Origin of the sequence: Sphingobacterium olei (assembly GCF_005048855.1) — a bacterium.
GTDB lineage: Bacteria > Bacteroidota > Bacteroidia > Sphingobacteriales > Sphingobacteriaceae > Sphingobacterium > Sphingobacterium olei.
The window spans coordinates 227250-239513 of record NZ_SUME01000002.1 but is presented as its reverse complement, the minus strand read 5'-3'; the positions used below and the strand labels follow the sequence as shown (position 1 = coordinate 239513).

Annotated in this window: 10 protein-coding genes; 3 read left to right on the top strand and 7 right to left on the bottom strand. The window is 39.2% G+C overall.

Features of this window, described 5'->3' with window-relative positions:
• Positions 1 to 295: 295 nt before the first annotated feature.
• From FAZ15_RS05420 to FAZ15_RS05395, 6 genes are all read right to left on the bottom strand, one after another.
• Positions 296 to 1141, bottom strand: a complete 846-nt coding sequence (locus FAZ15_RS05420; protein WP_136900302.1) for a DUF2911 domain-containing protein — start codon at positions 1139 to 1141, stop codon at positions 296 to 298.
• A gap of 11 nt (positions 1142 to 1152) precedes the next feature.
• The gene (locus FAZ15_RS05415; protein ID WP_136900301.1) at positions 1153 to 2886 is read right to left on the bottom strand and encodes a DUF4091 domain-containing protein; all 1734 of its coding nucleotides are present in this window, start codon (positions 2884 to 2886) and stop codon (positions 1153 to 1155) included.
• 139 nt (positions 2887 to 3025) lie between these two features.
• A complete protein-coding gene (locus FAZ15_RS05410; RefSeq protein WP_238387159.1) occupies positions 3026 to 4321 on the bottom strand; it encodes a sugar MFS transporter in 1296 nt (431 codons plus the stop codon).
• A gap of 275 nt (positions 4322 to 4596) precedes the next feature.
• Entirely contained in the window at positions 4597 to 5019 is a 423-nt protein-coding gene (locus tag FAZ15_RS05405) for a hotdog fold thioesterase (RefSeq protein ID WP_136900300.1), read from the bottom strand.
• Entirely contained in the window at positions 5006 to 5533 is a 528-nt protein-coding gene (locus FAZ15_RS05400; protein WP_136900299.1) for a DinB family protein, read from the bottom strand. Before FAZ15_RS05400 ends, FAZ15_RS05405 begins: the two co-directional genes overlap by 14 nt.
• Positions 5514 to 6737, bottom strand: coding sequence for a sensor histidine kinase (locus FAZ15_RS05395; protein ID WP_136900298.1), 1224 nt, complete (start codon positions 6735 to 6737; stop codon positions 5514 to 5516). The genes FAZ15_RS05400 and FAZ15_RS05395 overlap by 20 nt, the downstream gene beginning before the upstream one ends.
• Before the next feature lie 102 nt (positions 6738 to 6839).
• Here FAZ15_RS05395 and gltX point away from each other — a divergent pair, with 102 nt between their 5' ends.
• Both gltX and FAZ15_RS05385 read left to right on the top strand, forming a co-directional pair.
• Complete coding sequence (gltX, locus tag FAZ15_RS05390) at positions 6840 to 8363, top strand: glutamate--tRNA ligase (protein WP_136900297.1); 1524 nt, start codon at positions 6840 to 6842, stop codon at positions 8361 to 8363.
• An 86-nt stretch (positions 8364 to 8449) separates the two neighbouring features.
• Complete coding sequence (locus FAZ15_RS05385; protein WP_136900296.1) at positions 8450 to 9304, top strand: sugar phosphate isomerase/epimerase family protein; 855 nt, start codon at positions 8450 to 8452, stop codon at positions 9302 to 9304.
• Positions 9305 to 9358: 54 nt separating this feature from the next.
• Here FAZ15_RS05385 and FAZ15_RS05380 read toward each other — a convergent pair whose 3' ends face one another.
• Entirely contained in the window at positions 9359 to 10621 is a 1263-nt protein-coding gene (locus FAZ15_RS05380) for an NAD(P)/FAD-dependent oxidoreductase (RefSeq protein WP_136900295.1), read from the bottom strand.
• A 121-nt stretch (positions 10622 to 10742) separates the two neighbouring features.
• On the opposite strand from FAZ15_RS05380, the gene FAZ15_RS05375 reads away from it, so the two are divergent.
• A complete protein-coding gene (locus tag FAZ15_RS05375; RefSeq protein WP_136900294.1) occupies positions 10743 to 12260 on the top strand; it encodes an HAL/PAL/TAL family ammonia-lyase in 1518 nt (505 codons plus the stop codon).
• The last annotated feature ends 4 nt before the right edge of the window (positions 12261 to 12264 follow it).

The following is a 12264-nucleotide window of genomic DNA, read 5'->3' as shown; positions in this document are numbered from 1 at the left end:
CCAGATCCTCAGAGTCGTCATTTCGGCAAGGAAGTCCGCCTGGGGTAGACAGGCAACCTATTTGCGTATTAAGTTAAGAAAGACTGCTACGTCGTATTCCTCGTTCTGACGAACAACTAGCAACGTTATTTCTATTTCGACGAGGAAGCAATATTTAGGGCAAAAGCACAGATTGCCACGTCGCAGTGCTCCTCGCAAAGACGTGCTTTTGATCTATCATGTCATCGCAACAAGGCTTCATCTCCCCGTCATTGCGAGAAGGAAGAATGACGACGAAGCAATCTTAAAACACCAATTACTTAGCGATCTCGCTCAACACTTGATTGTTTAATTTAATGTATTCACCGTTATTTGTTTGCTCGGCGATGGCAACTCCTTCTTTAGCAGCTTGGGTTGCACCAGCTTTATCACCAGCTTTTAAAAGAATTCTAGCTTTCCAGTATTTGATGTATGGTGCTTTATCATTCCCTTTATCTGCCTCATTTACCCAATCAGTAGCTTTTTTGATGTCCAGTCCGTTATTGTAATAATACTGAGCAGCTTGAAAATATGGTTTTTTCTCTCCCTGCATAGCCTGTTCTAACGAGGCGATAATTTCAGTAGATTGGTCTACTTTGATGCTAAATGCGACCTGTGTATTCTCCCAAGCCAATGTGACGGTCGTGGAATTAGGAGTCACATCGCCGAAATTGATCGTAAATGTTTCTACTTTTTGAGATGTTGCCTGGGGTTTTACCTTAAAACGCAAAAAATCTTCCTCTTGTTTGTATTGGTATGCTCCCCATTGTTGTACATTTTTACTCAAAATAATGGTCCAATCACTTTTATTAGGGATGGTAAACAAACCATACGTACCAGCGGGTACTTTATTACCTTCAATGTTTACTTCTTCTTCGAAGGTAATGGCCGGAATGTTGTTCGCGCCCGTACGCCACACTTCTCCATAAGGTACCAGTTCCCCAAATACAACACGACCGTTGATATTTGGTCGTTGATAGGTCAAGGAAATTTTTTTGATCCCTACTCCTTGTGTAATGGTCTGTGTACTACTGGCAGGAGGTAATTTTACCTGCGCATCCGCAGTTTGTAGCATAAAAAATAGTGCTGAAGCAGCGAATATGCTCAATAATGTTCTCTTCATTGTGAATAATTTTACAGTGAATTTAAGAAAGATTTTCCGTTTTTAACGTGTTCTGGAATCAATTCTTGCTTAATATCTTTGTTATTGAAAGTCGAAATGAGTTCGTTTAGTTTTTCTAGATCATCTTTTTTCGCTGTTTCACGTAGATAGGCGCGTATTATTTTGATTTTTTCAGCGTCTTGGATGCCTTCTTTTAATCGTTCAAAGCGGATACTGGTTGTATTATCTGGATAGACCAAATAGGTGTCGCCACCAAGCCAGGTTCCGTAGCGTGTATCTTGATTGGGGTTTGCATTCCAACAATCGTATGCCCATCTTAAATATCCGTCAAAACCCCTTTCAACCGAGTTCCAAGCTAACCAAACCGATTCACTATAACCTGAGTTTGTAAAGGTATTTGGAAATATCTCCGAACAACAGGTGTAAGCTGTGGTGTTGTATCCCAAGGATTTGCGTTTTGCCAAAATGTCCGCGGGCATATTTTCGTTTAGTGTAATGCAATAATCAATGAGGTCGAGTGCTAATTCTTCGTGGTAGGCACCAGCTAACGAAATTTTAAAATCCTGATCGGCTTTTTTTATGATGTTAATAGCTGCTAACATATCCTTCATCGGACGCTCATCCATTGCAATGGTGGTTTTCCCAAACCATCCTTTTTGTTTTAAATGTGCTGCGAAATCTACTAAAAAGGGTAACCAATGCTGTTCATAAGCCTCTTCTCCTGGTTTGGCTTTTAGTACTTCCATTTTATCGGTCGACTCATCAAAATAGTAAAATGAAAGATTCCAGGGAATCATGCTGTAACAATTTATGAATTTATCGATCCCTTGATTTTGCATGAAATCGACCCATTTATCAAATACGGAGTAATCAAATCGCCATGATCCATCTTTTGCTTTTACCCATTTTACCATGGCATCGTATTTATCATAAGTTTGACCATTCCAGGGATCGTAAATCAATGTTGCGGTAATTGATTTTTGTCCTGCATCTGCTAACAGCTTAATATGAGGTGTTAATTTGTCAAAATGTGCTTTCGAGAAAGGTTCCACACCGTGGTATCGGGCTACAGAATATGGATTTTGCCACAGGTCTAGGTGATAAGACCAATCATTGGCATTAGGCAGCGTATGGTTGGCTACCTCTACGGAATAATCTAACGCTACCTCTTTGCTGCCGGTATTGACGTATACTTTGCCATTGTAAAGGCCTGCTGGTGTATTCTTCGGAATCGTAATACTTAACCAAATTGGACGGGTTTCTTTTCTTTCATAAATGAAGCTTTGGCTGTTGTCAATCCGATCTGCTACCAATATGGAATCCAATGTGATGTTGATCCCACATCCGTTTTTTAAATCTCCTGGCAAATCCGATAACACGTACGTAATGGGATTGATTTTAATATGATCAGCAGAAATTATAGCCTGATCGGAACGCAGTGCAGAAGCAGAAAGTCTGACGTTCTTAAAATCCTCCGTACTCCAAAATGCGAGTTGTGTGTGAATCGTTTCGTTTTTCCAGCCCTTTGCATTCCATGTTCGAATTTGATGTTCGTCAGCAGGAGGGGCGGTTTTTGATAAGCTAAATTCTGTATCTATAAAGGAGAAATTTATGGTTTCTTTAAGGGTATCCCACGTTTGCGGATCTATTGGCTTTGGATCTTTAGATTCTACGAATTGTGCTTTTGCAATTGAAATGCCAAATAGTAAGAAGAAGAAGAAATGCGCTTTCATTAGTAAGTTCATTATTTGGATTTTTTATCAGTTTTCACCTGATCGTATTGAAGTCTGCTGGCAATAGTTAGCGGGAGAGAAAGCCTAGAGATTTATTACATTAGATGATATCTCTAAAAGATATCATCTAATGTAATAATTTAACAGATGATTATGCTCTTTTCTGGCCGACTTTATGCCCAGCAGTGGCAAAATACAAAATGTATAAATACGCCGGAACCATAGCATATAAAAAGGCATGTTGAAAATCGATACCCAAATTGTCTTTCAGATAACCATATACCAAAGGCCAAATAGCTCCACCGGCGATACCCATGATCATTATGGCAGATCCTGTTTTAGTAAATCTTCCTAATCCCTTAATTCCTAATGGGAAAATAGCAGGCCACATTAGCGAGTTAGCTACACCTAATAACGCAACGAAAATGAAGGAAGTTGTTCCTGTGGTAAATACTGATATTAACGTAAATAATATACCTACTAAGGTACAGATTCGTAAAGCCATTTGTTGGGTAACAAATCTTGGAATGGTGATGATTCCAATAGCATACCCCAATAGCATACATCCAAGTGTAAAGGCAGTAGCATAGGTTACGAAAAAAGTGTTTACGTTCAATTCTCTTCCATATACACCAATAATATCTCCTGCCATTACTTCTACTGCAACACAGAAAAAGATTGCAAATGCACCTAAGAAAAGGTGAGGAAACTGAGTTACACTTGTTTTTTGTGAGGAATGAATCACTGTATCATCCTGAGATACTTCTTCTTCTGCATCCACATCTACCTCTGGCAGATAAGTGAATTTGATGAAGATGGCGAATAGTACAAAAATAATAGCTAACGCGATGTAAGGCGTATGCACACGTTGTAGTAAGTCATCTAGAATAACATTTTTAGCTACTAAATCTGTCGTAGCGTTCAATTTTTCTGTTACTTTCTCTGCGTCTTTCAGGAATAGAGATCCAAATACAATTGGTACGATGATACCAGCTGTTTTGTTGAAAACACCGGCGATTGAAATACGCTGTGCGGCGCTGTCAATGGGACCGATAATGCTTAAATATGGATTTACCGCCGTTTGCAATAGAGCCATTCCTGATCCTTGAATAAAAATACCTGTTAGAAACAAGCCGTAACTTCTTTGGTCAGCGGCAGGGATAAAAATCAACGAACCTAAGCCTAAAATGATTAAACTAACTACAAGTCCGTTTTTAAATCCTATCTTTTTGAGTATCCAAGAACTTGGAAGTGCTAAAAAAAAGTAGGCTATATAGGAGGCGAAGGTTACAAAAAAAGCTTGAAGATCAGTTTCTAGATTACAAGCAATCTTTAAAAATGGAATTAATGTGCCATTGGCCCATGTAATAAATCCTAAAATAAAAAATAATGCGCAACAAATTGCCATGGGGCGGAATGCGGTTTTTCCAGTGTTGATCGAACTCATCGTTTTGATTTATGTAAGTATTTTTTTCGAGGACACATAAGTAGGTCATAAGGTAATAAAGCTCACCCGGTCATAGTATGTTTCCTACCACAAGACTAATAAAATAAATTGAGAATAGAAATAGAATAAAGTAAACAATCGTTTGCATGCGTTTGTAAAAAAATAGAGAGACTCCGATGGGCGAAGTCTCTCTAAACCTAAACCGTATCATAAAACCAATGAATGGTATCTATATTAGTAGTACAATGTTGATGTAAAAATGTTTTCAAAAAATATTATTTTTTTTCTACAATCGCTACCGTAAGTCTAGATATACATAGTAATGCGTTTTGATCATTATGTATTTTAATATCCCAAACATGTGTAGATTTTCCAATATGAACAGCCGTACACGTCGCTGTTACTACCCCTGCTATTCCCGATTTTATATGATTGGCGTTTACTTCCAACCCTACAGCCACATATTTCGTGGTATCGATGATAAGGTTCGATGCTACACTTCCGACCGATTCTGCTAGTACCACTGAGGCTCCGCCATGAAGGATTCCGAAAGGTTGTTTTACCTTATCTGTAATGGGCATGGTGGCAATAACAGCATTATCTAAAATAGCCGTTGCTTTAATTTCAAGCAGTTGGGTCATGTATTTATCAAAAATACGGTTGACTTCTTCCAGAGAATAATTTTTAAGCCAGATCATTTGATTTTTTTAAATAGCGTTCTTGAAGAATGATACGATGATGGTTCAAATGGCCGGCGATAACATGAATAAATGCGCGCACGCTGATTAAGCGGTCTGACGCCATTCCTTTACGGTTGAGCTCGGTTTCGTTCAACGTGTTGAAGAAAATCAAATTCGCTTTTCTCAAGTGGATGAATTCTTCGATAATACTATCAAAAGAACGCTCGTTATGACGTCCGCTTGCTACAAATTCGTCTTGTTCGAAAGCCGCCAAAGCAGTCATATCATTCCTTGCAAACCGCAATGCTCTATAGGCCATCACACGCTCGGTGTCCAATATATGACATAACACTTCTTTTACAGTCCATTTGTCTTCCGCATAGGCATACTCTCCCATTTCTCCGGGTATGCTGCGGATAAATTCGGGAAAAGATTCAATCTGAAGGACAAGTTCTTCTTTTATATCGCCAACTATGGTTTCAATATAATCACTGTATATAGCTGGATATTCATCAGACTTGAGTTGGTTCATAGCGTAAGTTGCTTTTTAATATTATCCTAAATGTAGTTCCTTTACCGATTTCAGATTCCTTTACAAAGATCTGTCCTTTGTGGTAGCTCACCATTCGTTTGGTAAGACTTAAGCCAAGTCCCCATCCTCGTTTGCGTGTGGTAAATCCTGGTTGAAAGATGTTTTCAAAATTTGTACGAGCAATTCCCTTGCCATTATCGCTAATGTCTATAAAAATTTCCTCTTTTGCAATGTTTTCTGAAATGCTTATGGTAATTTTTCCCTCGGTTTCGATTGCATTGACGGCGTTCTTTAGTAAATTCTCAATAATCCAGTCAAATAATTGGATGTTTAACATCGCTTCCACATGTCTGTCGCCTTCAATAACAAATGTAATCTTATCACTGGTACGCACACGAAAATAATTTACGTAGTCGTTGATGACACGGTATACATTATGATTGGTGAGAGAAGGGGTGGAGCCAATTTTGGAAAATCGATCTGCCACTACTTCCAATCGTTGTACATCACGTTCCATTTCATTCAAGACACTATCATCCTCGGCTTCGTATTTTATGCGGATCAGTTCCAACCATCCCATCAATGAAGAGATCGGCGTTCCCAATTGATGAGCCGCTTCTTTCGCCATACCTACCCAAACGAGATTTTGTTCGGATCTCTTAATGGAGTTGAAAACAGAATAGGCAATGATAAGAAATACAGCGATAAGTGATATTTGCACGTAAGGATAAATACGAAGCTGCCGTAGTGCATCCGAATCGTGATAGTATACATACCACTTTTCTCCAGTGTCCAAATCAATCACAATAGGAGAATGCATCCTTTTCATTCCATTTAGCTGTTTTTCAAAATAAACCGGATCGTATGCTAAATCAGCTTGGATACTGTCTTCTGAGCGAATATTTGTCTTGTTCGAATCCAGATCCCGCCAAAAGATAATGGTTCCCTTTTGATCGGTAATGATAGCAGGTAGCGTAAGACTATCTCTTACGGCATAGATGAAACTGATAAATTGATCATCTACATCGGGCATAGTGACGATGCTCCTTGTACTCATGGCCCATACTTCAGCTTTCGTGCGCTCTGATTTAGATAAACTTTTCACAAGATAGTTTGTATACACGAGCGATGCGACCCCTATTATTACTGCGAATAACAATAGAAGGAATTTCCAAAGTTGTTTATTGTACCTGTATGGATTCATGATATATATATCGTACCGCAAAATAAAAATTTTATTGCATAGAAACTATTCTATTACAGCGATTGTTAAAGTAAATCCACGATAAATATGTAATTTTGCTGTATGAGTTCACAAAAGAAAGTTAGGGTGCGCTTTGCACCCAGCCCTACAGGGGGATTGCATTTAGGAGGAGTACGAACGGCTTTGTTCAATTATCTATTTGCTCGTCATCATAAAGGTGAATTTATTTTACGTATTGAAGATACAGACCAGACACGATTCGTATCTGGTGCGGAAGAATATATTACAGAATGTCTTGCTTGGTGCGGTATAGAGCCGGATGAGAGTCCAAATAAACCCGGTTCTTTTGGACCATATAGGCAAAGTGAAAGGAAACCTTCTTACCGTCAATACGCAGAACAATTGATAAAGGATGGGTATGCATACTATGCGTTCGACACTGCAGAGGAATTGGAAGAACAACGCAAAATCCATCCGAATTTCAGGTATAGTCACGAAAATAGAGCCGAACTACGAAATTCACTAAGCCTCTCAAATGAAGAAGTTCAAATGTTGCTTGGAGAGGGAGTTCCTTATACGGTACGTATTAAAATGCCTGAAAATGAAGTGCTATCTTTTGAAGATATGATTCGCGGTCGAGTTTCTTTCGAAACAAAACTAGTCGATGATAAGGTCCTGTTAAAAGCGGATGGGATGCCTACGTATCACTTAGCTGTCGTAGTGGATGATAAAGCCATGGAAATATCCCATATTTTTCGGGGTGAAGAGTGGTTACCATCTGCTCCTGTACACATTTTGTTGTGGGAATATCTGGGATGGAAACAGGAAATGCCAGAGTGGGCACATTTACCGCTAATCTTAAAGCCTGATGGCAATGGTAAATTGAGCAAACGCGATGGTGATCGATTAGGTTTTCCGGTATATGCAATGAATTGGGCTGATCCGAAGTCCGGTGACCTGACAAAAGGATTCCGGGAACTCGGATTTCTGCCTGAGGCGTTTCTTAACATGCTCGCATTGTTGGGGTGGAACGACGGAACAGAACAGGAAATCTTTACCAAAGACGAATTGATTGAAAAATTTGCAGTAGAACGTATCAGTAAGAGCGGTGCCAAATTTGATTTCGAAAAAGCAAAATGGTTCAACCACGAATGGATTAAACAAACCGATAATATTGCGCTAGTTGTGCAAATGCGGAATATATTGGTTGAACATGGAATAGAAAAAGTTGATCCGGTCTTTTTAGACGGGGTGCTGTCTGCTGTAAAAGAGCGTATGACATATATTTCAGACTTTTGGACGCAAACATCATTTTTCTTTCAGCGGCCTAATTCCTACGATGTGGAGGCGATTAAGCCGAAATGGAATGCGCAGAAAACCTCTTTTTTTGAAGAATTAATAGTCGAATTAATTGAGCTGCCTGTTTGGGAAGCATCGGCGTTAGAACTATTTTTTAAGGAAAAAGTCGCGTCATCTGGAATGAAAGTCGGTGAGTTAATGATGCCTTTTCGTATTATGCTCGTGGGTGGGAAATTTGGTCCGGATGTTTTTAAAATAGCAGAACTGTTAGAAGAAAATGAAGTAATTGGGCGAATCGAAGCAGCCTTGCCCCATTTTTCTGAATGAATTATCACATGATAAAAAACGCTAAGAAATTCCTATTTCTTAGCGTTTTTTATTACTTTAGAAGTTTTAATACTTAAACCCCAATCATGATAAAATCAACCTTTCTAAACCTATTGATCGTATGGTGTCTTGCCATCTCGACGACATCGTGCTCTTCTACTAAAAATTTTTCTAACGCAAATCCAGAGGAAAAACTAGATTGGAAATTAGGTTCGCAGGCCTACACATTCAAGCTTTTCACCTTTGCAGAAGCTTTGGACAAAATTGATAGTTGCGACTTACGTTATGTAGAAGCTTTTCCGGGTCAAATAATTGGTGCAGGAAGTACCGAACAAATGGGATATGGACTTTCGGAATCAGGAAGAAAATTGGTAAAGGATTTGTTAAAGAAAAAGAATATTACCCTACACGCTTTCGGGGTGGTAGGTGCTAAAAATGAGGAAGAGTGGGAAAAGGTTTTCCAATTCGCTAAAGATATGGGCGTAAAAGTGCTAAATGTCGAGCCTGCAGAGGAACATTTGGATATTATTTCTAGATTGTGTGATAAATACGATATTAAGGCAGCACTTCATAATCATCCCCAACCCTCGAAATATTGGACACCGGATGTTGTCCTCGCTTCGCTGAACGGTAGAAGCAGTCGTATGGGAGCGGCAGCTGATGTTGGCCATTGGATGCGTTCAGGGTTAGATCCGGTAGCATGTTTAAAACAACTGGAGGGTCGTCTTTTTCATTTACATTTTAAGGATTTGAATACTTTTGGAGATAAAAAAGCACATGACGTGCATTGGGGAACAGGAAAACTTCCGCTTCAGGAAGTTGTTAACGAGTTAAAACGTCAGAAGTTTTCGGGGATGCTCTCCGCAGAGTATGAGTACAATTGGGAGAATAACAAAGACGATGTAAAACAAAGCGCAGCAAATTTACGAGCGATATTGTAAATAGTGTAATACATGAAAAAAGCAGATAATAGATCTGCTTTTTTCATGTATTACTTATTCGCCGATTACTTCTTTGAACGCAGCAGGATTGTTTTTTAGAAGATAAGCCATACTTCGGATCACCCTATCATGTTTTTTGACGAACGGATTTTCTTCGTTCCAGACATATCCAGCAAGTACAGCACATATTTTCTCCTTCACGTCTTGATTTTCAGGTCGATGAAAAAATAAGGTTTGTAGGTTTCCGGTGTACCATTCCTTTACGTAGGTCGTGAATACGTCTATTCCACTTTGCATATATGCTGCAAAATCTTGCTCCCAATTGACGTTTTCGCCGTTGATTTGTTTCCAAGCTAGTTTAGCAGCTAAAATCCCCGACTCGGTTGCAAAACAAACTCCCGAAGAAAATACCGGATCCAAAAATTCTGAACTGTTGCCGGTTAGTGCAAATCCTTCGCCGTACATTTTGGTTACTGCAGCTGAATAATTTTTCAGATGAACAGGATCGAATAAAAATGAGGTATTTGCAAAACGTTGCACGTAAAAATCAGATAGTTGGATCGCTTTACGCAATGCTGCGGTCGTATCACCATCAGTAGATAGTTTGTCGATAAAATCCGTGTTTGCTACAATTCCAAGGCTCGTGTTTCCATTGGAAAAAGGAATAACCCATAACCAGACTTCGGTGTCTAGAACATCGAATGAGATCTGTGTGCCTTCTGTACCTTCCGGTCTGTTGATGTCATTTACATGCGAGAAAATAGCGGAATGTGGGTTGAGTTGAGAAGGTTTGTCTAAGTGTAGTAGCCGCGGCAATACACGGCCATATCCACTAGAGTCAATGACAAATTTGGCTTTGATTTGAGACGAATTTCCTTTTTTATCAACCAGGGTTGTTATAGAATCTGTTCCCTGAAATGTAATATCGGTAACAGTAGTTTCAAATGCGATATCTACTCCCTTTTTTATAAGGGAATTTGCCATGACTTGGTCAAAGTCTGCTCGTGGAATTTGCCATGTCCAGTCCCAACCGTCACCAAATTTCCTGCTGAAATCAAAAATACTGATAATATCCCCCTTAATAAAACGTGCTCCGGGTTTTGGTTGAAAGTTTTGCATATTCAGATCATCAAACAATCCTGCTTCATCAAAATGGTCCATCACACGGGGGATTAGGCTTTCGCCGACAACCAAGCGAGGAAATTTTGTTTTTTCAACTACTTTTATTTTTGCTCCCTGCTTTTGTAGATACCCTGCGGCAACACACCCGGAGGGACCGGCGCCAATGATTAAAATATCAACATCACTTATACTCATTCCTAAAGAATTAAATTTAAATATGTTACTTTTGCGATGCAAAGCGAGAGCAAAAGTAACATATTATCTTAACCGAAAAGAAGATAATCTTAAGTTTGAAAAGTTATAATAATCACTATTAATGATTGCCATCAATAAAGAATTGACTCTGGAAGGGTTCTCAAATATTTTACTGGGTCAACAAGAAGTTACTATTTCTGAAGAAACATGCAAAGTCGTGAAAAAAAGTCACGATTTTTTAAAATCATTCATCGAAAATAAAATAATCTATGGTATCAATACCGGATTTGGCCCCATGGCTCAATACCGGATCCAAGATTCTGACCGCATTCAATTACAATATAATTTGATTCGCAGCCACTCTGCAGGTACTGGGGAATTGTTGCCGCCGGATGTGGTGAAGGCCGCAATGCTAACTCGTCTAAGCAATATTTCAAAAGGTAAATCAGGTATTCATATCAGTGTTGTTGAACGGCTACAGGATTTTATTAATCTGGACATCACACCGGTGATCTTTGCACATGGAGGTGTAGGAGCAAGCGGCGATTTAGTCCAGCTTGCTCATTTGGCACTTACGCTGATTGGCGAAGGTGAAGTGATCTACAAAGGTCAAAGAAGGGAAACAGCGACTGTGTTTGCCGAATTAGGGTTAGCGCCAATCGAGGTTGTCATTCGTGAAGGTATTTCGTTGATTAATGGGACTTCGGTGATGACTGGTGCAGGATTAGTCAACTATTTTCATGCGAAGAAATTGTTGAAATGGTCGGTGGAGATGTCGTCTATTATGAATGAATTGGCGAAAGCTCATGATGATCATTACTCGACTACGCTCAATGAAGTCAAAAAGCATCAAGGTCAACAGGATATTGCCCGCATGATGCGCGAACATCTCAGTGACAGTCAGCTGATCCGTAAACGTGAAGATGATTTATACTCGGGCAATAATCTTGAAGAGATTTTTAAAGATAAGGTACAGGAATATTATTCACTTCGTTGTGTACCACAGATTTTGGGACCTATTTTGGAAACAATCGGTGGTGTGGGCAGCGTGTTGGAAAATGAAGTTAATTCGGTAAGTGATAACCCCATTATTTCAGTAGAAGATGAAAATGTGTATCACGGGGGGAACTTTCATGGAGACTATATTTCTCTCGAAATGGATAAATTAAAGTTGGCCATTACCCGTCTGACTATGTTGTCTGAACGTCAGCTGAATTACTTGATGAATTCAAAAATAAACGAGATCCTTCCTCCATTTGTGAATATGGGGAAATTGGGTTTTAATTTCGGAATGCAAGGGGCGCAATTTACAGCTACATCAACGACAGCCGAAAACCAAACGTTATCCAATTCGATGTATGTGCATAGTATTCCGAATAATAACGATAATCAGGATATTGTAAGTATGGGTACAAATGCGGCCATGATCACCCATAAAGTCATTATCAATGCCTATGAGGTTTTGGCGATTCAAATGATATCTTTGGCACAAGCTGTTGACATTTTATCTTATCAAAATTTAGTATCTTCAAGAACGAAAAAGATATATGAGGATATTCGTCAGATTATTCCGGTCTTTTCAGATGACAAACCGCTTTACCCGGCTATTAAAGCGGTAAAGGAATATTTAATGAAGTAAATTT